Source organism: Chryseobacterium aurantiacum, assembly GCF_003020585.1.
GTDB classification, from domain to species: domain Bacteria; phylum Bacteroidota; class Bacteroidia; order Flavobacteriales; family Weeksellaceae; genus Chryseobacterium; species Chryseobacterium aurantiacum.
This window is the reverse complement of sequence record NZ_PXUE01000001.1, coordinates 967,839-992,225: the sequence shown is the minus strand read 5'-3', so window position 1 is coordinate 992,225 and position 24,387 is coordinate 967,839. Positions and strand designations below refer to the sequence as shown.

At 35.4% G+C, this 24,387-nt stretch carries 24 protein-coding genes and 1 pseudogene; 13 read left to right on the top strand and 12 right to left on the bottom strand.

Going from position 1 to position 24,387, the window contains the following annotated elements:
• Positions 1-11 precede the first annotated feature (11 nt).
• A complete protein-coding gene (locus C7D53_RS04500; RefSeq protein ID WP_106915170.1) occupies positions 12-1,598 on the top strand; it encodes a patatin-like phospholipase family protein in 1,587 nt (528 codons plus the stop codon).
• 51 nt (positions 1,599-1,649) lie between these two features.
• Here C7D53_RS04500 and C7D53_RS04495 read toward each other — a convergent pair whose 3' ends face one another.
• Positions 1,650-2,180: an NAD(P)H-dependent oxidoreductase gene (locus C7D53_RS04495; RefSeq protein WP_106915169.1), complete on the bottom strand. Its 531-nt coding sequence runs from the start codon at positions 2,178-2,180 to the stop codon at positions 1,650-1,652.
• Between the two features lie 91 nt (positions 2,181-2,271).
• Here C7D53_RS04495 and C7D53_RS04490 point away from each other — a divergent pair, with 91 nt between their 5' ends.
• Both C7D53_RS04490 and C7D53_RS04485 read left to right on the top strand, forming a co-directional pair.
• Positions 2,272-2,640, top strand: a complete 369-nt coding sequence (locus tag C7D53_RS04490; protein ID WP_106915168.1) for a winged helix-turn-helix transcriptional regulator — start codon at positions 2,272-2,274, stop codon at positions 2,638-2,640.
• A 58-nt stretch (positions 2,641-2,698) separates the two neighbouring features.
• Positions 2,699-3,208, top strand: a complete 510-nt coding sequence (locus tag C7D53_RS04485; RefSeq protein ID WP_106915167.1) for a hypothetical protein — start codon at positions 2,699-2,701, stop codon at positions 3,206-3,208.
• Between the two features lie 50 nt (positions 3,209-3,258).
• Here the strand turns inward: C7D53_RS04485 and C7D53_RS04480 are convergent, their stop codons facing one another.
• Both C7D53_RS04480 and C7D53_RS04475 read right to left on the bottom strand, forming a co-directional pair.
• The gene (locus C7D53_RS04480; protein ID WP_106915166.1) at positions 3,259-3,804 is read right to left on the bottom strand and encodes a DNA-3-methyladenine glycosylase I; all 546 of its coding nucleotides are present in this window, start codon (positions 3,802-3,804) and stop codon (positions 3,259-3,261) included.
• Positions 3,804-4,121, bottom strand: a complete 318-nt coding sequence (locus C7D53_RS04475) for a nucleoside triphosphate pyrophosphohydrolase family protein (protein ID WP_106915165.1) — start codon at positions 4,119-4,121, stop codon at positions 3,804-3,806. Before C7D53_RS04475 ends, C7D53_RS04480 begins: the two co-directional genes overlap by 1 nt.
• Positions 4,122-4,517: 396 nt before the next feature.
• On the opposite strand from C7D53_RS04475, the gene C7D53_RS04470 reads away from it, so the two are divergent.
• Genes C7D53_RS04470 through C7D53_RS04460 form a run of 3 tightly spaced genes read left to right on the top strand, consistent with a single transcriptional unit; the run spans position 4,518 to position 6,892 of the window.
• Positions 4,518-5,432, top strand: coding sequence for an alpha/beta hydrolase (locus C7D53_RS04470; RefSeq protein WP_106915164.1), 915 nt, complete (start codon positions 4,518-4,520; stop codon positions 5,430-5,432).
• A gap of 17 nt (positions 5,433-5,449) precedes the next feature.
• Complete coding sequence (locus tag C7D53_RS04465; protein ID WP_106915163.1) at positions 5,450-5,827, top strand: hypothetical protein; 378 nt, start codon at positions 5,450-5,452, stop codon at positions 5,825-5,827.
• 51 nt (positions 5,828-5,878) lie between these two features.
• Positions 5,879-6,892, top strand: coding sequence for a TQO small subunit DoxD (locus tag C7D53_RS04460; RefSeq protein WP_106915162.1), 1,014 nt, complete (start codon positions 5,879-5,881; stop codon positions 6,890-6,892).
• Positions 6,893-7,154: 262 nt separating this feature from the next.
• On the opposite strand, the gene C7D53_RS04455 is transcribed toward C7D53_RS04460, so the two are convergent.
• From C7D53_RS04455 to C7D53_RS04435, 5 genes are all read right to left on the bottom strand, one after another.
• Entirely contained in the window at positions 7,155-7,751 is a 597-nt protein-coding gene (locus tag C7D53_RS04455) for a hypothetical protein (RefSeq protein ID WP_106915161.1), read from the bottom strand.
• A gap of 520 nt (positions 7,752-8,271) precedes the next feature.
• Positions 8,272-9,849, bottom strand: a complete 1,578-nt coding sequence (locus C7D53_RS04450) for a DHA2 family efflux MFS transporter permease subunit (RefSeq protein ID WP_106915160.1) — start codon at positions 9,847-9,849, stop codon at positions 8,272-8,274.
• A 153-nt stretch (positions 9,850-10,002) separates the two neighbouring features.
• The gene (locus C7D53_RS04445; protein ID WP_106915159.1) at positions 10,003-11,106 is read right to left on the bottom strand and encodes an HlyD family secretion protein; all 1,104 of its coding nucleotides are present in this window, start codon (positions 11,104-11,106) and stop codon (positions 10,003-10,005) included.
• Between the two features lie 16 nt (positions 11,107-11,122).
• Positions 11,123-12,439, bottom strand: coding sequence for a TolC family protein (locus C7D53_RS04440; RefSeq protein WP_106915158.1), 1,317 nt, complete (start codon positions 12,437-12,439; stop codon positions 11,123-11,125).
• On the bottom strand, positions 12,423-13,049 hold the full coding sequence (locus C7D53_RS04435) for a TetR/AcrR family transcriptional regulator (protein ID WP_228422174.1): 627 nt from the start codon (positions 13,047-13,049) through the stop codon (positions 12,423-12,425). The genes C7D53_RS04440 and C7D53_RS04435 overlap by 17 nt, the downstream gene beginning before the upstream one ends.
• Before the next feature lie 242 nt (positions 13,050-13,291).
• On the opposite strand from C7D53_RS04435, the gene C7D53_RS04430 reads away from it, so the two are divergent.
• On the top strand, positions 13,292-13,525 hold the full coding sequence (locus C7D53_RS04430) for a hypothetical protein (protein ID WP_106915157.1): 234 nt from the start codon (positions 13,292-13,294) through the stop codon (positions 13,523-13,525).
• A 52-nt stretch (positions 13,526-13,577) separates the two neighbouring features.
• Here C7D53_RS04430 and C7D53_RS04425 read toward each other — a convergent pair whose 3' ends face one another.
• Positions 13,578-14,696, bottom strand: coding sequence for a DNA polymerase III subunit (locus C7D53_RS04425; RefSeq protein WP_106915156.1), 1,119 nt, complete (start codon positions 14,694-14,696; stop codon positions 13,578-13,580).
• Positions 14,697-14,936: 240 nt separating this feature from the next.
• Here C7D53_RS04425 and mdlD point away from each other — a divergent pair.
• The 4 genes and pseudogenes from mdlD to C7D53_RS04405 form a co-directional block, all read left to right on the top strand.
• Positions 14,937-16,262, top strand: a pseudogene (gene mdlD, locus C7D53_RS04420) (NAD(P)-dependent benzaldehyde dehydrogenase MdlD); the annotation flags it as partial.
• A 197-nt stretch (positions 16,263-16,459) separates the two neighbouring features.
• Entirely contained in the window at positions 16,460-17,740 is a 1,281-nt protein-coding gene (locus C7D53_RS04415; RefSeq protein ID WP_106915154.1) for a hypothetical protein, read from the top strand.
• Between the two features lies 1 nt (position 17,741).
• On the top strand, positions 17,742-18,341 hold the full coding sequence (lptC, locus tag C7D53_RS04410; RefSeq protein ID WP_106915153.1) for an LPS export ABC transporter periplasmic protein LptC: 600 nt from the start codon (positions 17,742-17,744) through the stop codon (positions 18,339-18,341).
• Between the two features lie 2 nt (positions 18,342-18,343).
• Positions 18,344-19,387, top strand: coding sequence for an anhydro-N-acetylmuramic acid kinase (locus C7D53_RS04405; protein WP_106915152.1), 1,044 nt, complete (start codon positions 18,344-18,346; stop codon positions 19,385-19,387).
• 53 nt (positions 19,388-19,440) lie between these two features.
• Here C7D53_RS04405 and C7D53_RS04400 read toward each other — a convergent pair whose 3' ends face one another.
• Entirely contained in the window at positions 19,441-19,830 is a 390-nt protein-coding gene (locus tag C7D53_RS04400) for an orotate phosphoribosyltransferase (protein ID WP_106915151.1), read from the bottom strand.
• Positions 19,831-19,961: 131 nt separating this feature from the next.
• Here C7D53_RS04400 and C7D53_RS04395 point away from each other — a divergent pair, with 131 nt between their 5' ends.
• Together C7D53_RS04395 and C7D53_RS04390 are read left to right on the top strand one after the other, a co-directional pair.
• A complete protein-coding gene (locus C7D53_RS04395; protein WP_106915150.1) occupies positions 19,962-20,531 on the top strand; it encodes a hypothetical protein in 570 nt (189 codons plus the stop codon).
• 192 nt (positions 20,532-20,723) lie between these two features.
• Positions 20,724-21,335, top strand: a complete 612-nt coding sequence (locus C7D53_RS04390; RefSeq protein WP_106915149.1) for an NUDIX hydrolase — start codon at positions 20,724-20,726, stop codon at positions 21,333-21,335.
• On the opposite strand, the gene C7D53_RS04385 is transcribed toward C7D53_RS04390, so the two are convergent.
• Positions 21,328-22,599: a UDP-N-acetylmuramoyl-tripeptide--D-alanyl-D-alanine ligase gene (locus C7D53_RS04385; protein WP_106915148.1), complete on the bottom strand. Its 1,272-nt coding sequence runs from the start codon at positions 22,597-22,599 to the stop codon at positions 21,328-21,330. The genes C7D53_RS04390 and C7D53_RS04385 overlap by 8 nt on opposite strands.
• A gap of 66 nt (positions 22,600-22,665) precedes the next feature.
• Entirely contained in the window at positions 22,666-24,267 is a 1,602-nt protein-coding gene (gene gldJ, locus C7D53_RS04380) for a gliding motility lipoprotein GldJ (protein ID WP_106915147.1), read from the bottom strand.
• Positions 24,268-24,387: the final 120 nt, after the last annotated feature.

Genomic DNA, 24,387 nt, shown 5'->3' with positions numbered 1-24,387 from the left:
AAACAAAATACATGAAAACTGAAGACCTCAATACCATTCTGGGAGATGATTCTCTTTCGCAGGCATCCAGGGATAAACTTATTGCCTTGCATGAGAATATTTCTGCCAAGGAATTTTCTGATCTTCTGGATCAGCACGGGAATCAGTATATAGAATTTGTACAGGAAGGAGGAGGTGTTTGGGGAAGCGCACTGGTAGGTTACCTTTATGGTCTTGAAACTTTCGGAATCCGTTTTTTGAAAGTAGCAGGAACCAGTGCCGGAGCAATCAACACGGTGCTTATTGCAGCTTGTAAAACCAAGGAAGAGCCTAAGAGCAAACTCATTAAGAATATTCTTTTTAGTTGGAACTTTGCCGATTTTATGGATGGGAAAACGTATGTAAAAACAACCCTCCATGCCATGCTGAATAATAAGGACTTTTTCAAAATCAATGCGCTTATTACAGCAGCTCTTATCATTATTCTGGTGAGTATTCCTTTTGCTGTATCCTCAGAAACCATACTGAATGCCAAGCTCATGTTTCTGATTCCTCTTGTTCCGGCTGTTATTCTATTTTTTTGTGTCAAAAAATTGTATAACAACTTCAGAAAGGAAAACAGCGGACTTAATCCGGGAAATATTTTCATGAATACCATGGAAAGAGCTCTGGATGATTTTGGAATAAAAACCGTGGCTCATCTCAATGAAAAATTTATTCAAAAGGAACGAGATCTCAACCTCAATTATCGTTACGGGAATGGTCAGGAATATTATACAATGGCTTTAAACAGTATTGAAAAAATTAAAACCAAGAATCAGGAACATATTGATCTGACAAGATATAAGATTTTCTATGACAGTGTTATCAATAATGATTATTATAAAAACAATCCGTTTTACCTCCTTCAGTCTGAATATGTTGTTATTACCACAGACATTAATGCTAAAATAAAGGTTGAACTTCCAACAATGGCCAATTTATACTGGTCTGAAGAAGAACTGAAACATGCCAGTCCTGCAGAGTTTGTAAGGGCTTCCATGTCTGTTCCTTTCTTTTTTGAGCCTTTTCAGAAAAGAATTGATAGAACTGAAGGTTCAATAAAATATGCATGGAGATACTGGATGAATACTAAACAGGAAGACATTAATCCCGTTGGTGTTTTCATAGATGGAGGCAGTATTTCTAATTTTCCTATTGATCTGTTTCATGCTGATGAAGTTTTTTATCCGAGAATGCCTCTTTTCGGGGTTCAATTGACGAGTGATTCTGATATTCTTTCTGAAAAGGGAAAAACAAGTGAACAAATTCTTAAAACCCCTTTCAGTTATGCAGGAAATATCATCAGTACATTAAAAGGATTCAATGACAAAATGTTTCTTACCAAGCACACTTTCTACCGTTTGTATAGCATACAATCTGTAAACTGCGGCACAAGCAGCTGGCTGAACTTCTTTATGAAAAAGGAAGAGAAAGAAGATCTCTTCAACAGGGGATTTCAGGCTGCCCTCGACTTCCTTAACCTATTTGACTGGGAAAAATACAAATACGAGAGGATGATGCTTACCATGAAGGAGAAAAAAATCCTGAAAGAAGAAGATACACCAACTGTGGGATAGAGATTTTCGAAAAGGACCTATCCCACAATTGTAGTAAATCATTTTTTTAATCTAAAGAGAATCTAAAAACTCCAGATACTTCGGAACACTATTTTCAATCCATTCCGAAGAAGAATCACGCTCTATACCGTAGTATACAAAAGGTTCTTCATATTTCGCTTTAATATAATCAAAGGTCAGCTCATAGGGACGGAAAAGCTCATTCATCGTGTACTTATATTCTCCTGACTCGCTATAGCCTTCTTTATCAATTCCGGCAGTGACAGCCAATGACATTTTTTTTCCCTCCAGTTTAAATCCACTGTTACTTCCATAAGCCCAGCCATACAAAACAACCTCATCAAGCCATTGCTTTAACATGGGCGGACTGCTGAACCAGTAGAAAGGAAACTGAAATACAATTTTATCATAGGATTCCATCAACGCTTGCTCCCTAGCTACATTAATTTTTCCGTCAGGATAAGCTTCGTATAATTGATGAACTGTATACTTTTCAGGATATTTGGCCAATTCCTCTATCCATCTTTTGTTAATGATTGATTTTTCAATATCAGGGTGTGTGACAATAACTAATGTTTTCATTATGTTTAAATTTCTATCGCAAAATTACGACACGTAACTTACATTTTGTACATTAGCAACCTATTGTATGGTACTATAAAAAATGTAAGTAATGACTAAAATAAAGGAAACCTCAACCAATTTCGCCAATAAGAAAGCCCTTGCTGATGAATGTCCAGAGATTTATGCCTCTAATATTATTGGAGGTCAATGGGCACTTGCCATCTGTTGCTATCTGATTAATGGCAAAATGAGATTTGGAGAATTAAAGAAACGTCTCCAAAACATTACAGAACGTATGCTGACTCTTCAACTCCGCAGATTGGAGCAAGACAAAATCATTACAAGAACGGTATATGCGGAAGTACCGCCACGGGTAGAATATGAACTGACAGATATTGGTTATAAACTAAAACCCATTATCTTAGAATTTGAAAAATGGGGAAAAGAGCATAAAGAACTTACAAAAGAAAGTAAATAATTCTTTGTTTTGTTATTTTACGTACATTTAATACTCATTAAACTCACAAATTAACAAAATGAAAAGCTTAACTTTTTTAATTACCCTCACGACTATTATTTTTTTGGGAACATCCTTACGCGCTCAAAAAATTTCCGACGGCCAGACTCTGGAAGTCAATGGGATGAATATCACATTCAACATTCTCAACAAAGAAAGTATTGAATCCGGAGGAAAGCAGTATGACCGTTACAAAGTATCTGCAACTGTGAAAAACACTTCGGACAAGGCATACAATATCAGATTGTCTGCATTTCCACAGATTGTAAGCAATACCAACCTTATAGAGCTAGACTGCATCAATGCAACCGGAGCAAGGCTTACTTCTAAAAAAATTGAACTGAAGATGAAAGCTCAGATTATTAATGTAACTTATTCAGCGTACGACAAATCCGGAAAATTTACGACCAGTACAATTCCTGTAACCGGAAGCTATTATTTTGATCCGGGTGATAGCATTAGTGATAACGCCATCTTCATTGTTCCTCAGGGTGAAAAACCTGATGTTTCCGTAAGAAATCTAAGATAAAAAAAACATGCCGACAGAAAAATCTGTCGGCATGTTTATATTGTATCAAATTATTTCCACAAAGGTTTTTGTTCTAAAACTTTTGCATGAATAGGGCAAGTTTCATGATGCGCCCCCTTCAGATATCCTGTACTCATCAAAAATTCGTTAACAATTTCTCCTCCTGTAAATTTGAATGTTTTCTTAAAAAGCTTCATCCATTCCTGTAATGTTTTAGGATGATGATGCTCCAGCCATTTTTCAAATGAACCCATTTCTTTTTGTAATTCAATAATGGTTTTGGCGTTTTCGATAGCCGCATTCACTTTCAGTTTATTTCGGATAATACCAGTGTCATTCAATAATCTTTCTCGGTCTTGCTCCGTGTAGGCTGCTATTTTTTTGATATCAAAATTGTCGTATGCCTTTCTGAAGCTTTCTTCCTTTTTCAGAACCGTTTCCCAGCTCAGCCCTGCCTGATTGATTTCCAAGATCAGCCTTCCAAATAATTCATTATCATCATGAATGGGAAATCCGTAATAATTGTCGTGGTAATTTTTGTGCAGTTCTTTTCTGCTTTCGGGCTGCATGTTCTCTATTGCTAAACAATAACTCATTAGAATATATTTTCTGTTTTAGTTAAGAATTTCTCCAGGGCATCTTTAATATCAATATCCATACGTTCTGACAGAACAATCAGCCACCATATATTTTCAGCTAACTTATGTTCCAATTCTTCAGCCGAATCTTTTTTCAGCCACGTTTTCTCATGAGACATTACATTTCTCCCGACCAATCCTGCATCAGTAAGATAAGCAAGAGCATCTTCTTCCAATGTCCATGGAGTTCCGTTACCTTTTATTTCCAGTTGATGATACTTCTCTCTGATATCCAAGGAACGTTTTATGATTTTATCAAAATTATTTGTCTCCATATTTTGTTATTTCAGGATATAAAGATAAGGCAGGATTGTGACAACTGTTAGTCAGTAGAGAAGTCTTTTTATTTTTTATAATTAAGTCTGTTTAAACTTAACCACAAAAGTCACAAAAGGTTTTATGTTTTTAACACTTTAGTACACTTTAGAAAGTGTAAGGAAATACTGCACAATTAAGTTCACATAAGATGAAAATCTTTGATTTTCAACAAAACTTGAGTGTCCTTCCTTGTACACAAAGTAGATCACTTAAATAGCTTAAGTGTTTAAAAAGCTTTTGTATATCCTTTGTGGTTTAATAAAAAAGTTTAAACAGCTTTATTGTAAAAATTAATTTCAATGCTATACTTTGCTGAAAATATTTAGTAGTTTAGGCCTTTCAAAACTTCAACGATGAAATTTCTCATATCCTTTCTGTTTTCCTTATTTCTAAGTTTCGCAAATGCTCAAAATATATACTCCAAGGCTTATGGAAACAAAAAAAATCCACCTGTAATCTTTATTCATGGCGGGCCAAGTGGAAACGCTACTTTATTTGAAGGAACTACTGCACAAAAGCTTGCTGATAAAGGGTTTTACGTTATTGCTTATGACAGACGCGGAGAGGGGCGATCCAAAGATGAGAATGCAACAATGACTTTCAAAGAAAGTTTTGAAGATTTAAAACAGGTCTACAACACCTACAAGATTAAAAAAGCACATATTCTTGCCCATAGTTTCGGAGGAATTATCGGAACATTATTTACCAGTCAGTTTCCTGAAAAAGTGAAATCACTTACCCTTGCTGGGGCATTATTTACCCAACAGGAAACCTATGATCATATCTTAAAGCAAGCCAAAGAACATTTCAAAAATGAGCCTGCTCAATTAAAAGAGATTTCTGAAATAGAAAATCTTGATAAAAATTCTGCATCCTACCGAAAAAGATGCTACGAAACAGCTAGTAAACTTAATTTCTTTGATATGCCCAGCCCTACCCCGGAAAGTGAAAATTTAAGGAAAGAATATCAAGCCGGCGAATTCTATCAAAACAATATCAGAAATGCCAACTCTCCTATCAGGTTCTACCAAAATGAGCGATTGAATAACCTTGATAATACAATTATTTTAAAAACAATCAAAAGAAAAGGTATTCCTATGTATGCAGTGTATGGGAAAAATGATGGTATATTCTCCGAGAAACAGTTCAACGATCTTAAAAATATTGTAGGAAAAGAAAACTTTAAACTTATTGATAACTGTTCCCATTATTTATTCGTAGACCAACAGGATGAATTTTTAAAATTTATTGAGCTGAAATTAAAATAAAGTGTAGTTTTGTAAAAATGTCAAATACCAAAGTTCATATGAAGACCTACAGAGCCATCATTACGATGCTTATACTGGTGTTTTCGTTATCCCCATGTTCTGTTAAAAGAAATGTTCTGGACATTTTTGACATACAATACATCAGCGGATTAAACAAGGTAAAAACGACCTCAGGACTTTCCCAAAATTGCGATATAGCTACCCATTCTTCTAAAACTTCTGTTTCAAAAACCGAAGCTAAGATTATCAACAAAAAATTCTTTTTCGCTTTTGATTCCACTACAAGCAATATTCGAGAAGAAAAGATATTTTTCAATGAATACTCAGGGCATACTACAGGTAACAGCCCTCCGAAATATATTTTATTTAAAAGACTGAAATTAAGCATGATTTAATATTTTTAAAATGCATTAATTCAAGTTTTTTATAATACAATATTAATTTCAATGAAACATACTACAAACAGCCAGTCTTCTGATTTGGCCGGATTATATACTTTATCCCTCCGAATGGTAATCGGATGGACTTATTTCTCAGCTTTTTGGCGCAGACTAATCCTTGAAAACAAGCTTATTCCTGATGAAAAGGGATATATCGGGGAAAAATTCAATCATTTTTTACCGAATGCCTTAGGAATTAAACCCGTTATAGAATATCTGGTAACCCATCCTGATGCATTGCAGCGGTCTATGATGATATTTACCATTATTGAAGCTATTGTAGGATTATTAATCATTCTTGGTCTTTTTACACGATTGATGAGCATTGGGATCTTCAGTCTTGCCATGGGAATTTTATTAGGCTCAGGTTGGCTAGGTACCACATGTCTTGACGAATGGCAAATTGGAGTTCTTGGGGTTGCAGGAGGTTTTGTTTTGTTTCTTACGGGTAGTGGGCCTTATTCTCTGGACCATTACCTGATGAAGAAAAACAAGAGTTTCACCCAAAGAAAGTGGTTTCAATGGCTGGGATCCGGGGATCTTCCTGTTTCAAAGCCTAAAACACTCGTGTTGGCGGGTTCTTTAATTATCTTTGGTCTTACTCTTTACACCAATCAGTATTTTCATGGCGGGGTCTGGGGAACACTTCATAATAAATCGGTGAAGCCAAAGCTTGAAATCTCCAATATTTCACACAATAACTCGGATCTTAAATTTGAGGTGTACAGAACAGAAGGTGCAGATGTGTATGGGTCTTTCCTTATTGGCATCCATCTTTTGGATAAAAACGGAAATATTTTAAAGGAGCTGGATCAAAAACAACTGTCAAAGTTATCTAAAGAAAGTATTAAGAATCATTATGTCGCCAAGGTAAAACCGGGAAAACACAGCCTTATAATTCCGTTGGGCGCCAAGGCAGATGTTAGTTTCAGTATTCTTGACATTCTTCAAAAGGAGGAGATTCACTCGTTGAAACTGATTGACATCAGTGGTATTGAATGGACGGAAATTATCCGATAGATTTGAATCTCATGATATAATTTGTTGGGAAACGCAAAGACGTAAGTTTTTATCTATCACATTTTACATGGTGAGGGAAGAAAACGAATTTTTGCGTCTTTGCGGTTGCCAACAGAGAAATGGTATGAGATATGATTTTCAGCTGTTTTTCAGTTTTGGATAAAGTTATACGGATGATATTATTTAATTATAAAAGCGGACTAAAGTCCGCTCCTATTGATGTTTAATGATCTAATTTTTAATCATTTAATTTTTAAACATCTTATTTTTCTGTCACATTTACCTGATAAATACATGAACTATCAGGATCCAGCTTCAGGACTTTCATTTCAAGTAAAACATCCAGCCCCATTGTATCGCATACTCCTTGTACAAAGGGTTTTATGACCGGCCATTTCAGCAGTCCTGCGATCTGAAGACTTTGTGTGATTTTATGGTAACGATCAACTCCTTTGATCATCATTTCAACTCTGTGGTCATTTAATTCTTTAAATTCAAAATTATATTCGGGACTGGATGTAAAAATTGCTCCTATAAGGATTTTTGCCGCTGCGGGAATCCCTGGTTGTAAATTGGGTTTTGTTTCTAGATTTTTCAGGGTCATTCTTGATCCTAAATCATACATAAAGGTATTGGAAAGCTGTTCAATAGCTTCGGCACCATATAGTTTTCCTGCTTGTTTAAGCAAACCTCCGTAAAAGGCTCCGGTAATATCGGAAAGCCGCTGGGTTAATTCTGTAAAGGTTTGGGGAAAGAAGTCTGATATGATCTGAGCCTGATCCATTTCGGGAAGGTAAATATCGTTTTTCCTGAAATCTGATAGAGCCCTAAAGGTTTCCGGCAGTTGTGTTGGATTCATATTTAAGTTTTATAAAGTTTTGGTTATTAGTTGATATAAATGGTTTAAATCATAAAATACAGTATCATTTTAATGAAATTCAATTATTAAATTTTTTATAATAAATACCTGCAATGGAGAAAAAGCTATAGTTCCCTACTCCATTATACAGATTTGGAAATAAGGAGCATAGGTCTTTACTTTCATATAAAAACAAGTATGACAGCTCATTTGAAGCTATGGTACAATCTGGATTTTGATTTATAAATGGGGCAGGAATATTACATTCCAATCTCTACCTTTTGAAAAGGCATCATAAGGATATGGGAATCTATTCATATTTTTTTCATTTGGTACTGTAAAGCTAAAAAAAATAAATAAATTCTCCAATAAGTGATATTAATTTATAAAAAAAGATAGTCGGGTAAGTGAGGGTATAATTAAAAAAATGTAAGCTTATTGAAACCTAAAATACACCCGGTTTCATGATCATTTTAATACAAAAAAAACCTCCGATATTTTCGGAGGTTTTTATTAAAATTTAGTGCATGGCTTCACTCAAATCTATTTTTTCTTTACTTTTTCTTTCTTTTATAAATAAGATAAACGGAATACATACTAAGAATATTACCCCGAGGTAAAGAAATACATCCATATAGGATAATACGGTTGCCTGCTTCGTTACAGATAGGTCAAGCATCTTATAGGCGGCATTCATTGCAGCATCCGGAGTCATTCCTTTGGCTATAAAGTTTGCCTTTAATGCAGCAAGCCTTTGCTGAACTTCAAAGCTATTTTCATCAAGATGAGAAATCAGGTTATTCCTGTATTTCTGTCCTGCATTGGCTATAAAGGTTGTGATTGCTGCAATCCCAAAGGATCCTCCCAGCTGCCTCATCATTCCTGTAAAGGCTGCTCCCTGACCAATTTCCTGCCCTTTCAGTGTACTTAATGAGAGAGAGGTAATTGGAATAAACAATAGTCCCAAACCGGCTCCTCTTACAATAAGCATCCAGAAAAATGCATCTTTACTGGTATCAGGAGTCAGAATTTTGTATCCCCAGAAACTATAAACAAAGAAGATGAATAACCCCAGGGAAACCAATATCTGCTGCTTGGCTCCTCTCGTCAACAATTTCCCGATAATTGGCATCATGAACGCTGTTGTTAAAGCTGCCGGAATCATCAATGCTCCCGACTGAAGGGCCGTCCATCCCAAAATACTCTGTGTATAAAGCGGAACGATAAATGTTGACCCATACAACCCAAATCCTAACACAAACGACATCACCGTTCCGATTCTTAAGTTTCCATTTTTCAATACCCGGAGTTCCACAATCGGATATTTGAAAGTAAGTTCACGCCAGAGGAATAATATAAATCCTAAGATGGCAGTTGTTGTAAATGTTACAATCATTCCACTTTCAAACCAATCTTCCTCATGCCCTCTTTCCAGAATAAACTGCAATGAACCAACGGTTAAGGCCAATAAGGCAATTCCCAGCCAGTCAACATCTGAAACCCTACGTTTTTCAGCATATTTCGGACTTCTTACAAACTGAAGCGTCATTAAAGTTGCTGCTATCCCAATAGGAATATTGATATAGAAAATATACGGCCAGCTATAGTTGTCAACAATATACCCTCCCAATGGCGGTCCTAATGTTGGTCCGATAATTACTCCTAATCCATAAATGGCTTGTGCCATACTTCTTTTTTCAATCGGATAAGATTCCGTAATGATGGTCTGCGATGTTACCAGAAGTGCTCCACCACCAATTCCCTGCATGAGTCTGAAGAACACCAGTTCCCAGATATTTGTAGCATTTCCGCATAAGAATGAAAATATCGTAAATATGATAATGGAAGCTGCAAAATAATTTCTACGTCCAAACTGCTGTGAAAGCCAGCTGGTCATTGGAACAACAATTACATTTCCAATCGCATAGGCGGTAATCACCCAACCCACTTCTGAAAGTGTAGCTCCTAGGTTCCCTTTCATTTCATTAAGGGCAACATTCACAATCGTGGAGTCCACAATCTCAAGAAGAGCACAAAGAATTGCCGTGATCGTAATGATCACTCTTCGGGCTCCATATTCTACTAATGATTCTTGCATAATTTTTTGTACAATGTATTGATGTAAAAATTTTGTAAAATGTACAATGTAAAATGTATTGATGATTCAAATTGTGCTTATATCCGGGAATTAACCGTCTTCGGCTTAATTTTTAAATCAATTGTTCATACATTTCACCTCAATACATGCATGCTATTTCAAAGAAACTTCTGCTTTCACATTCATCCCTGTTCTTAGTCTTTTTGCAATATTTTTATCAAGGTTTACAAAATCTACTTTTACAGGAAGTCTCTGAACTACTTTTACGAAGTTACCACTCGCATTATCAGGAGGAAGAATGGAGAAAGTAGCACCGGTAGCCGGAGAGAATGAACTCACCACTCCTTCAAATTCTTTATCAGGGAAAGCGTCAATTTCAATTTTTACTTTTTGTCCTTCCACCATTTTATCTACCTGCGTTTCCTTAAAATTAGCCACTACCCATTTCTGGTCATTTTTAACCAAAGCAAATAACTGTGATCCTGCCTGAAGATATTGTCCAGCCTGTGTAGATACTTTCCCTACATATCCGTCTTCTGGCGCCAAGATTACAGTGTATGATAGATTTAGTTTCGCGTTTTCTACATCTACTTCTCTTTGTTTTGCAGTAGAACTTGCTACGCTGATCTGCTGAGAGCTTGCTGCTGTCTGTGAAGAAGCGATGGTCGTTTGCTGGGCAATTTGGTTTCTTTGATCTACCAATACCTGAAACTGTTTATCAGCTGACTGTTTGGCTGCCAATGCCTGCTCATATTGCTGCTCTGTAATAGAATGATCTTTTACCAGATTAGCATATCTTTTCAGATCTTGTGACGTTTTCCATACATTTACCTTTGCTGCTTCAATCTGTGCATTTGCTACTGCTACTGCTGCCTGAGAGCTGTTAATATTTTTGGAAGTTGCTGTGGTAGTTGCTTCAGCTGTAGAAATATTGCTTTTTGCTGTGGCTAAAGCTGCCTGAGACTGTTCAAGGGCCATTTTCTGATCTCTGTTATCTAAAATAACCAAAGTATCACCTTTCTTTACAAACTGATTATCCTTTACTTTTACCTCCGCTACATATCCGGAGATTTTAGAAATTACGGGAGCCATATTTGATGCAATTTGAGCATCATCAGTCTCTTCATGATATTGTCCGTAGGTATAGGCTCTATAACCATAAATACCTCCTCCAATTACTACAGCTGCTAAAATGATAGGAAAAACTAAGCTTTTTTTCTTTTTAGGTTCAACTGCCTGTGTATTATTATTTTCCATTTTGGTTTCGATCTGATTATTTAATTGTTAAAGTTCCTGTTGTTTGTAATAGTTTTCTGTAGGCCAGCGCTGCATCTGCTTTTGCATTGATTACCCCTACGTTGGCTCCAATCTGAGCGGCGTCTGCATCCAATAGTTCCGTCATGGTAGCAAGACCGTTATCATATTTATTTTTTGTGATTCTGAAATTTTCGTTAGCCTGCTCAGCAGATTTTTCAAAAACAGCTATTCTTTTTTTAGAGTAATCTGTGTTTTGATATTCTCTGTTTACATCAAGCTTAATGTTGTCATTCAGTAATTCATCTGTAGCGGCTAATTCCTTTTCTCTAGCCTGAGACTGCTTTAATGATGAATTTTCTTTCCAGATGTTGGATAAATTATAAGAAATCCCAACTCCTACATTCACAGCATTGTAAATAGTAAGAAACTTAGGAATATCTGCTGCTACATATCCTCCGGTAAATGCCAGTGAGGGAAGGTTCTCTGCCTTTGCAGACTTTGTTCCCAACTCAGCAGCCTTTCTTTGTTGTGCCAAGGCCTGTAGATCCTTACGGTTTTCTCTGGCTTCATTCACATAAAAGTCAACAGGTTTCACCTCCGAACCTTCTTCAATATAATTTTGGTCTACATCAATTTCTGTGGTTTCAGGAAGTCCTAATAACAGATCCATATTGATATTGGCAATATTGTAATTATTCTTGGCTTCCAATAATTGAAGTTCAATGTTTGAAGTCTGGAGATTTGCCTTTAATCTGTCGTTTCTGGCAATTAATCCATTATTCTCCATTTTAAGGAAAGTTTCATCTCTCTTTTGTGAAGCGGAAAGATTTTCTTCAAAAACCTTAATAGACTGGTTAGCTTTAAACAAATTATTATAAGCCTGAGCTACATTATAAGCAATGGCAATCTTGTCATTCTCCGTACTTAATTTTGAAGCTTCTACCAGATATTTTGCAGATTGGATACCATACTTGATTCTTCCTCCGCTGTAAATAGGTACACTAAGATTTGCAGAACCATAAAGCACCTGATGTACCTCTGGCCCTCCTGCTCCACCTGATACCCCGGGAAGTTTAATATCTACATTGGGCTTTATCGGAAGGTACATATAGCTACCTGACACTTTCAATTCCGGTAGCTGTTTATTTTTAGCTTCCAGAAGATTAGCTGTAGCCTCTTCGATCTTGGCTGCATCGATCTTGAGATTCTTGCTGTTCTGGATTCCCAGCTGCACAGCTTCGTCAAGAGAAAGGTTTTTCTTCTCCTGAGCATTTGCATTTGCTATTCCTACGAATAGTGATAATGCAATCACTGAGTTATTTATTCTCTTCATAACCTAAAAGGTCTTTTAGTAAATGTTTTATATGTTTATTAAGTTCGGTATAATATGTTTCGTCAAAAACATCATCTTCTGCTGTATCATTAAGGAATTCCTTATACATTTCCTTGGCATTGAATGCATAGAATAAAGTTCCGCTTATAGTAGAATGCAATAGATAAATAGGAGGATTTTTGGTAAAAACACCACTTTTCAGTCCACTTTCCAATATTCGGGAATACATGGAAAGGAAAGACATTTTGGTTTCCTTTAAAAATGCTACAATCTGAGGATTCTCTGCATGAAGCTGTTCTCTCTGCATAATCCTGTAAAAGCATTTCTGGGTTCTTATTCTATTGGAAAACTGGTCTATTATTTTCTCAATTTTCTGCCATTCATTAAGGTCAGTTCTCTCTACAATATCCTTTGAAAAAAACTGTCCCTCATTCATCCTGTATTCAACCAATTTTTCATAAAGTTTTTCCTTAGAACCAAAATAATACGAAATCATAGAGATGTTTACATTAGCCATTTTTGCAATTTCTCTTGTGGAAGTTCCATCAAAACCCTTTTCAGCAAAGAGCTTTTCAGCTGCAAACAATATATTTTCTTCTTTTGAAATCATGTCAGTGTCCATTTTTCAGGGCGCAAATTTACATAAGTTTTTAACTGAATCAAACGTTTGATTGGTTTTTTAAGATTGATTTAATTTATCAAGAATAAAAGACAGCCTCTATGAAAGAGTAAAGAAGTCATATAAAAAGTCATCTTTAACAGGAATAATGAAGGTTATTTCAAAAATTATTTGAACATTCTAAAACAATTCAAAAAAAATATTATTTTTATCTACTTTAAAAATTTAAGATCATGAAAAAAATAATTTCAGTTCTGGCCATTGGCTTATTTACATTTACTTATGCGCAGGAAAAGCCAAAAGAGGGCGGATGTTGTGCAGGAAAGGATAAGAAAGAATGTTCTGTAAAAGATAAAAAAGCGTGTTCTGATGCTCATCATAAAGGCTGTGATGCCAAGATGAAAACAGCAGAAAATACTCCTAAGGCAAAAGATAAAAAGACTGTAAAGGAAAAAAAGGCAGTTTAAAATAACTATATCTATAAAGAAAAAAACTCCGGAAATGTTCCGGAGTTTTTTATTAAGTGCTTTTATGAATATATCTCGATAGCTTTATACCAAGGTCAGTCCAGACTATTTTAGGATTTCCATTTCTGGTAAGATGAAGATCTGCAGTATTGATTTCTTCCAGAATACTTTCAATATTCGCTCCACTGATAAATTTTGAAAAACCGGCCCAGTTGAATCCGTTGGCATTGATCTTTTTATAGACCAAATTTTCGGATTGATAATTCTGAAGAAGAGCTAGTCTGAAAATCTCAGAACAGTAGTTTAAAAAATTCTTTTGTTTTTCCCTGTTCCAGCCTGCAATTTCTCTTGCCCAGAAAATAATGCTTCTAAGGTATTCTGGTTTCTTTTTTACCATAAAGGCATCACGAACCCATTGTACAAATAATTTTTCAAACTCATTGCTCTTATCTCCTGAATTCAGCAGTTTTATAGCTTCATTCAGATTTCCCTGTGCTTCATGAACAATCTCTTTTACTTTTTCCTCAGAAACAGAAAAATTCTTTTTTAGATAATCCCCAAGGTCTTCATCATGAATTCTAGGAACCTCTACAATCTGGGTTCTGGAAAGGATGGTAGGAAGAATATCATTGGTATTTTCTGCGGTAAGAAGAATGATGGTTTTTGCAGGGGGTTCTTCCAGAAACTTTAGAAACTTGTTGGAAGCAGCCACATTCATTTTATCTGCTCTCCATACGATGAGCATCTTGGTTCCTCCTTCAAAGCTTTTTAGAGCAAATTTTTGGTTCTGATCATCAACTTCATCTGCCGAAATGAAAAGCTGTTTGTTTTCGGACTCTAAAAAAGCAGTCCAGTCATCATAACTTGCATAGGGAGATGCTAAAATCATTTCCCTAAACTCTTCGAATTTATTTTTGCTTAATGAATTTTTGTTGTCCGTAAAAACCGGAAAACTAAAGTGAAGATCAAGATGATTAAGATGCTCCACTTTTGAAGCAGCATGCTCATTTTCCTGGTTCAAAATTTCTTTCGCATAGGCCAAAACCATTGGTAATGTTCCATACCCCTCTTTTCCTACAAAAAGTTGGGCGTGGCTCACTCTGTTTTCGGTGATACTTTCTTTAAGAAGTCTTTTCAGGTTTTCCTGTCCGGCGATGTTCTCCCAATTCATGTTCCAAAGATAAAAAATCTTATTTCAATTTATAAATTAAGTCTGTTTAATCTGTCATAAAAATCCTTTGCATCTATTTTAAGGTTCTCCAAACCCTATTATAGGAAACATCAATAATCTAATTAGAATAAATTTGAAATTAAATTGTGCACAATTTAATTTTTTGGAAATACATTTGCATTGCTAATTTTAATCTAACTTAACGATAAGAATTTAGCCAATTTTAATCATCAAAATAAATTAAAAATGAATAAAGAATCCGAAGAGAAAATAAGAGCGGTTTTCCAGCAGCAGAAAGCTTTTTTCAAAACCAATCAAACGAAAGATATAGAATTCCGAAAATCCAGTTTAAGAAAATTCCGTGAGGTATTTTTAAATCATACGGATGCACTTTGTGAAGCTTTGTTTATCGATTTGGGTAAAAGCCGAAAAGAAGCTGAATATGTGGAAATTCAAATCGTCATCAGCGAGCTGGATTATTTTCTGGAAAATATAGATGAATGGGCTCAACCTACTTCTGTACCATCAAAACCACATCCGTCCGGAGCTGAAGTTATAAGTAAAATCATGTATGAGCCGTATGGGGTGAACTATATTATCGGACCTTTTAACTATCCTGTGCAGTTGACATTCAGTCCATTAATCGGAGCGTTGATTGCGGGAAATACAGCTATCCTAAAACCATCAGAAAATACTCCTCATGTTGCCAAAATCCTGGAAAAAATTGTGAAAGAATCTTTTGAAGAGTCTTATGTTGCAGTAATTCAAGGAGCTATTGAAGAAAATACACTCTTATTAAGTCTTCCTTTTGATTATATCTTCTTTACCGGAAGCCCAAATGTGGGAAAAATTGTCATGAAAGCTGCTGCAGAACAATTGATTCCTTTAGCTCTAGAGCTGGGAGGAAAGTCGCCAACCATTGTTCACGAAGATGCCGACCTTGATAAGGCGGTGGAAAGAATATCCTACGGAAAATGGATTAACTGTGGACAAACATGCGTTGCTCCAGACTATATCTATATTCATGAATCTGTAAAAAATACTTTTATTGAGAAATTCAAGGCTCATTTAAAAACTGTTTACAATGATGAATCTTTAGGAAAAATAGGAAAGATTGTGAGTCAGAATCAAATTAAGAATCTGGCCGGATATCTGGAAGCAGCTCCTGAAAAAGTGATCTATGGGGGAAATTATGATCTTGAAACCCGTCATTTTGAAGCAACTTTGATGGATCATATCACCTGGGATGATCAGGTAATGCAGCAGGAGATTTTCGGGCCCATCCTCCCTATTATGACTTATCATGACATCAATGAGGCTCTGGAAGAAATCAATAACCGTCCTAAGCCATTGGCTTTATATGTTTTTACGGAAAATCAGGAATTTGCAGATCATATTTTAAGCCATACAACAAGTGGTGACGCAGAAATCAACAGTACTATTATTCATGTAGGTTCTCATTATTTACCTTTTGGAGGGGTGGGAACTTCAGGAATGGGAAAATATCATGGAAAATTCAGTTTTGAAAGTTTTAGCCATAGCCGTTCTGTTCTTCAGGTGAAATAATTCTATAAACCCTGTTACTAAAAAAAAGACCGTTGTAGAAATATAAGCGGTCTTTTTTCTATAATAGAATTATTATTTTTCTGAATAAAAAATTGCATTTTTCTCTTAAAGAAAGGCCCTTAACAAACTTTAACCACATATAATTTTTACAATTCATTAATATTTAAGATATTTGCGCATTGTTTTAAAAATAAAGAATGAAAAAAATCTTTGTAGTATCATTCATATCGGTTGGATATTTCCTTAATGCACAGAGTCTAAGTAACTCGCCTTATGCAACATATGGAATTGGAGATGTAAAATATGATAATACGATCGAAACTGCTTCCATGGGAGGTATATCTACTGCTTATATAAGTGACTTTACGAGTAGTTTCAACTTTGCAAACCCTGCAAACAACACCAATTTCGAGCTTACGAGTATAAAACTGGAGGCAACCAACGAAAACAATTATTTCAAATCGAATTATAACGATATGAAATCTACAAAGCATTCAACTTACCTTTCTAATATTGCTTTGGCATTTCCTATCTCTTCAAGGGTAAAAATGGGGATTTCCTATCAGCCTTATAGTTCAAAAAGTTATGATATAGCAACTCAGGAGGTTGCATCGAGCGGTACTACATACTACAACGCTTTTAAAGGAAGTGGTACCTTGAATACTGCAGCAGTTGCCGTTTCTTATAAGATTAATCAGGAATTATCTGTAGGGGCAAGAGCCAATCTTTATTTTGGAGATTTATATGACCTTAATGAGTTTCGTACTTCATATTCTGAGTACATCAACGGATATGAAACGAAAAACAGAGTCAGAAACTTTAACTTTACATTGGGTACCAGCTACCAGACTTTAAATACACGTACGGATAAAAAGTTAACGATAGGAGCTACAGCTACTTTCGGGAACACGAGCAACATGACCACTGAATACATCAACAGTACCTATAGATACGCAGATGCAGCAGGAACTAAAGTTGATGAGAGTATTCTGGAACGTAAAGAAACAAAATCTAAAAACCTTCTTCCGTTACAGGCTTCTGTAGGGGTAGGATATGGAAGTGATAACCATTGGTTTGTTTCCGGACAGGTTGACTATAAAAAAGGTGAGGATATTTCTTATTTTGGAAGAACATTTGACTTCCAGGATACCTATAGAATTTCTGCCGGAGGATGGTACTTACCTAACTATAATAACTTCAGAAGTTACTTCTCAAGGGTAATCTATAGATATGGAGCTTTCTATGAAAGAGGAAATCTGAAATTAGAAGGGAACAGCATTAATAAATTTGGTATTTCAGCAGGTGTAATGCTTCCATTCAAGAATAGTAGTATTACAAGAATGAGTGGTCTTGAGATTGGTGTAGAACTAGGTAAGAGAGGAACTCTTAGTGATAATCTTATCAACCAGAACTTTATCAACCTAAAAATCGGTTTCAACTTTGCTGATAAATGGTTCAGAAAGTCACTTTATAACTAGAATGAACTTTTCAAAAAAAATAGTATATAAAAATATAGCATGCCTTTTTAGTTGTGCTATATTTTTTATATTGATATCCTGTGAGGAGGATCTTACCAAGAATAAAGGCAGTAAAAGCAAGAATTTCCCCTCACAGATCATTAATAATGCCAATATCGTACAACGTGACTCAGGTTTTGTAGTCTTAAAGGCCAAAGCACCAATTATTGAAAAATATGAACTGATAGACAGTCCATATGTGGTAGCCAGAAAAGGAATAGATATTGAGTTTTTCGATAAGAAGAAGCCCAAGATTCCGGGGAGAATCACAGCCAAATATGCCCGCATTTTTGAATATAAAAAATTCTATGAGGCCAAGGGCGATGTAAGAATCAAGACCAATGAAGGGCAAAGATTTGCCATGCAAAGTATCTATTGGGATCAAAAGAAAAATAGAATCTATACGAAGGATACAGTTTATGTGACCATGGAAGACGGTTCTACTTTGGTAGGAGCCAATGGAATGACTGCCAAAGATGATTTCTCTGAATATACCTTTTACAATAACTCAGGAGATTTTAGTTCAAAACGACTTTCTGAAAATAAAAAAACGACTCCTTAATCATGAAATTTCGGGTTATCGGGCTTATGTCTGGAACAAGTCTGGATGGCTTGGATATTTGTCTTGCAGAATTTAAGAAACAAGATAAATGGACCTTTGAGATCCTGAACACCAATACCCTGCCCTATTCTACTGATTGGGAGGATAAACTTAGAAACTCTATTCACATTCCCATAGATGATCTTTTGGAACTCCATTCGGAGTATGGTTTCTATTTGGGGCAACAGGTATCGGAATTTATTGAAAGACATCAGCTTGAAAATATCGACATGATTTCATCTCATGGCCATACGGTTTTTCATCAGCCTCAAAGAAAATTTACGCTTCAGATCGGAGACGGCAGAGCCATTAAGCTGGAAACGAATTTACCTGTTATCTATGATTTCAGAAGTCAGGATGTTTTAATGAAAGGAAACGGGGCACCTTTGGTACCTATTGGTGATGAGCTGCTTTTTTCAGAGTATGGAGCATGCCTTAATCTGGGCGGATTTTCAAATATTTCCTTACAAGACAATGATAAAAGGATTGCTTTTGATATTGCTCCCGTTAATATTATTCTGAATACATTGGCGAGGCAACTCAATAAAGGCTTTGATGAAAATGGGGATCTTGCCAGACAGGGAAAAATAAATGAAGGTTTACTCAGCCAGCTTAATTCCCTTGATTTCTATCAACAATCTCATCCAAAATCGTTGGGCATAGAATGGTGTAATCAGCATATATTTCCATTGCTTGACAATAAAGAACCTTTTGAGGCGCTTGCTACTTTTACAGAACATATTGCTCAGCAAATTTCAAATACCCTCAATAAATATAACATTAAAGATGTACTGATAACCGGAGGTGGCGCTTATAACACCTTTTTAATAGAAAAAATAAAGGCAAAAACAAAATCGGAGATCATCATTCCTGAAAAGGAAATCATTGATTATAAGGAGGCTCTGATCTTTGCATTCATGGGTGTCTTGAAAATAAACAACGAAGTAAATGTCTTATCTTCAGCTACAGGAAGCACTTCCGACCATAGCTCGGGACTAATCGCTTAACAAGTAAATGGACAGCATAAAAAAACCTTCATTTTCATGAAGGTTTTTATTTATTATTTATAAGCTTCGATCTTATCTGTCAATGTATTGATAAAGTTCTGTAATGGTTTTTCTACCATCATTTTGATAAATGGATTAAATTTCCCTTCAAACAACATCTGAACCTCAGTCTGGTTCTCATTGATAGGATTTAAAGTTGCTGTTAATGAAAAATCCAAGCTTGAGCTTGCAGACTTCAAAATAGCTTTTTGCTCAGTCACCTCATCTATTTTCAATGCAATTTCCGGCATCCCCTGTAACCCAAACTTAAAGCCATTATCTCTTGTTTCAAATTTTTGAAGACCGTCTGGCATAAAATCTTTGTAATTTTCAGGCGTTTTCAATAATTCCGACAGCTCTTTAGATGATTTATTGACAATAATTTTTCGTCCTTCTAAATTCATTTTTTATTTTTGTTTTTAGTTTCTTACTTCTTACAAATGTATAAAGTTTTTCGAACGAAAAAAAATTATTAATACCTAAGCATCCTGAGAAACTTAAAAAACTAAATAATAATCGAGAATTCAATTAAATCATGAAAAAAAACAGAAGTCTGTATAAATTCTTAATTACTCTACTACTTTTTATTCCCGTGTATTCTTTTTCTCAAACCTATCTTGATGTAGAAAAGTATAAATCTAAAATAGGAGCTCCTATAAATAATATACTAAAAAGCTTCAAGCAAAAAAAGAAGATTGAAGAGGACTCTTTTGGAATAAGTACCAAGTCTGTTCAGATTAACAAATATTACTATCTCACTTTCCATGAAACAGAGGATAATGATTCGGTAGGTTATATCACTTTTTATAGTGGAGACAAGCTGGACAAACAATATACAAGTAAAAACTGGTATAATATTGTAAAATATTACTCGGACAAATTAAAGCTGGTTGAAATAAATGTGGTTGTTCAAGGACAGAAAAACAAGTTTAATGACTACAATGAAGCCATCAAATTTTTACAAAGTCACAATATAGATGATCTGGATACCTATATGGCCTCTTTCAATACGGATGATCATCTTACTTATCATTTTATGATTAATGAAGATGTATTATATTATAAGATTGAAAGAACAGATAATAACGAGAACATCGATTCATAATATCAAATCTCTTAAAACCCGCAATAGATGGCAAAAATAAAGCTCTTAAGCAAAACATATTGTGCTTTATTTTATATATTTGCGAAGATATTGTAGTAAAAAAAAGGTAAAATACACTGGGATACAGACCTATCTCTATGTCCTTGCAAAACTCAACCCACTGATTATCAACATCCTCAATAAATATTAGAAATGTATAAAGTTTTTGTGAACGAAAAAAAATTATTGATATCTAAGCATTCCGAGGAACTTGAAAAAAACCTTGAGTATGAAAGTTTCACGACTTTAGAGATTGCATTGGATCTTCTGGAGAATACTTCTGTAAAGGAACTTAACGTTTTTGGTGAGAATATTGATGAGATCTGGCAAGAGTTTCAAAAGCTGTTCAGAATAATAGAAGCTGCCGGCGGGCTTGTGAATAATCCTGAAGGAGAAATTCTTTTCATCAAAAGACTGGGTAAATGGGATCTTCCCAAAGGAAAAATGGAGAAAGGAGAATCCAGAGAAGAATCTGCAGTAAGGGAAATTGAAGAAGAAACCGGACTGGTAGATGTAGAGCTTATGGAGTTTATTAATACCACTTACCATATCTACATTGAAAGAAACGGAGATAAAATCCTGAAATGCACCCATTGGTTTGAAATGAATTTCGATGGAGAAGACACTTCAAAACCACAGATAGAAGAAGGCATTACTGAAGTTGCCTGGAAAAACACCACTCAGATTGAAGATGAAGTTTTCCCAAGCACATTCCAGAATATTAAACTTATTGTAAAGGAGTTCTGGGCTTCAAAGGCTAAATAAACTCTATTACCTTTTCCAGAGCTATTCCTCTTGATCCTTTCAATAGTATATTTTCTGATTGAATTTTATGTTGTTGAAGATATTCAATCAAAGCAGATGTACTTTCAAAAGCAAGGTTTGATGGATTAATGGCCTTAAAGTATTTTCCTACTGTAATAATTTCATTAAATTTAAGCTCCTGAGCAAGATTAAGGATGTTTTGGTGCTCTTTTTCACTCTCCGCACCCAATTCCAGCATATCACCAATAATAATGGTTTTAGCCCCCTCAAAAGTGATAAAATTATTTAATGAAGCAGTCATGGAACTTGGATTAGCATTATAGGTATCCAGTACTAGTGTTCTGTCTTCTTTCTTTACAACCTGCGAACGCATATTGGTAGGCGTATACTTTTCTACAGCATCCTTTATTTCTTCAAAGCTTATTCCGAAGTGAAGTCCAAGACTTGCTGCAGCACAAAGATTTGTAAAGTTATATTCTCCGGTTAATTTTGATACTGCCTTTTCACCCTGATAGATCAACCCTACAAAATGGTCTTCTGAAAATGCTTCAAAGTTATAGTCTGCACTTTCTTTTCCAAATGTAATGGCAGGAGAATAACCCTCTGTTTTTTCAACCTGAATAGGGTCATTTTCATTAACTAAAATGGTTTGATGATTATCTTTAAGGTAAGCATACAATTCAGACTTTCCTTTAATCACTCCTTCAAATCCTCCAAAGCCTTCCAGATGGGCTTTTCCAAAGTTTGTAATATATCCGAAATCAGGTTTTGAAATTGTACAAAGGAATTCTATTTCTTTCTGATGATTTGCTCCCATTTCTATCACAGCCATTTCATGTTCTGGCTTGATGGAAAGAATCGTAAGAGGAACCCCAATATGGTTATTCAAATTTCCTGAGGTGTACTGTACATTAAACTTTTCTGAAAGCACAGCATGGATCAGTTCCTTGGTAGTCGTCTTACCATTGCTTCCTGTAAGTCCAATAAAAGGAATTTTAAGCAGACTTCTATGGTGGATGGCCAATTGCTGTAGAAATTCAAGAGTTGAGGGAACATAGAAAATATTCCTTGTTTTATTTTCAAATTCAGATTGTTCAACAATTACAGCCAGGGCACCCTCATCAATGGCTTTTTCCGCCAATGTTGCTGCATTAAAGTTATCACCGGAGAAAGCAAAAAAGATATCATTTTTGCCTATTTTTCTGCTATCGATTGTTACTTTATCGGCCTTCAAAAATAAAGGATAAAATTGTTCTATATTCATAGTTCAAAAATAAAAAACCTTCCGAAAATCCGGAAGGTTTTTTTTAAGTATTTTTTTTGATAAATATTATCTTCTAGTTCTAGCTTTTTCGTTAGTTCTAGCATCCTGTGCAACACGGAAACCAATCCAACCATAAGCTTTACCTTGATTTTTATATCTTCTTTGTCCCGGATCCAGCCAATATGCTGTATCTTGCCAAGATCCTCCTTTTACTACTCTAACCTCGTTAGAAATTCCGGAAGTTCTGTCTTTGCCATCTTTCTGCATTTTCACTCTACCGTTAGCATCTACAACAAAGCTTTTCTTAGGAGCGTTATACATATCGAATCCTGAAGTAGAATCTGAAGCTCTATAGTACTCTAGAGAAGACTGTCTGTCTCCATCTCTATAGTTTCTGTAGTCAGCAATTGTTTCTCTTTCGAATTGCCCAGGAAGACCTTTATATACTAATCTTCCGTCAGCTAATGTATCATATTTAATAGTACCTTCATCTACCATTTTGTAAGTTCCGTCTCCGTTTCTTACAATAGCCTGAGGCATATTTCCTCTGTAGTAGTTGAAGTCATTGTAATCTTCATCAATGATAGGTCTGTACACATCTGCAGTCCATTCTGCAACGTTACCATACATACCATAAATTCCTAGGTCGTTAGATGGATATTGTCTTACGTCTGAAGTTTGTGCAGATCCGTCGTTTTTCCATCCTGCGATACCAGAATAGTCACCTTTACCCATTTTAAAGTTTTCAAGGAACATTCCTCTCTCCTTTCCTTTGGTTCCTCTTAATCTTTCGATTTCAGGTTTTTTACCTAGGTATTGGTTGTATTCTCTATTCTTAGCCATACCAAGAGCTGCATATTCCCATTCAACTTCTGTTGGAAGTCTGAATTTTTGAACCATTGCAGAGTTTGGAGCTCTGTTTGCAGATAATAATCTCTGGTTGGTTGTTTTCATACCAGATTTTTGCTGCATTCTTTTTTCGTTGATATACCCTTGCATTTCTGGATCATTCGCTTTGAATTTATCCATGTTAAATGCAGTACCTCCTTGGTTATTGGATTCGTTGATATACAAATCCTTAGCAATAACACCTGCTTGCATCAAAGCTTTTTCGTTAGCTCTGTCTGTAAGCCATTCACAGTATCTGTTTGCCTGAGTCCAAGAAACACCTACAACCGGATAGTAATCGAATTCCGGAGAACGTAGATAGGTCTCATTATAATCGTTTCTAGCTAGTTTGTTGTCCCATAATAAGGTATCCGGTAAAGCACCGTTATAGATTTCCTTAAAACTAGGGTCACTTGGAGGGAATACATACTTCAACCATGTAAGGTATTCGCGGTATTCATAGTTAGTAATCTCAGTTTCTCCGACAAAGAATGAACTCACCTGCATTCTTCGCGGTGTGTTATTCCAATCGTGCATAACATCATCTTTCACTAATCCCATTGTAAAAGTTCCACCTTCTACATATACCATTCCCGGCCAACCCTTCTGCTTCTGTTGCTTTCCTGCAAAAAACCAACCCTGTTTTTCGTTTGGTTTCCAACCCGTTTTACTGACAAATTTTTTGGTACCACCTCCTTTACTGGTTCCGGATCCGCCACAACTGGTTAATGCAAGTGTAGAACTTAATGCTATTAATGAAAACAACTTTAGTTTTTTCATAGTCGATATAAATATTTTCAAGAGTACAAAGAAAAAATAAATTATTCAATAAATCAAATAAAGATTTGATTTTTTTGAAAAACGTTAACAATTTAATTTTATTGTATCACAATTTAATTC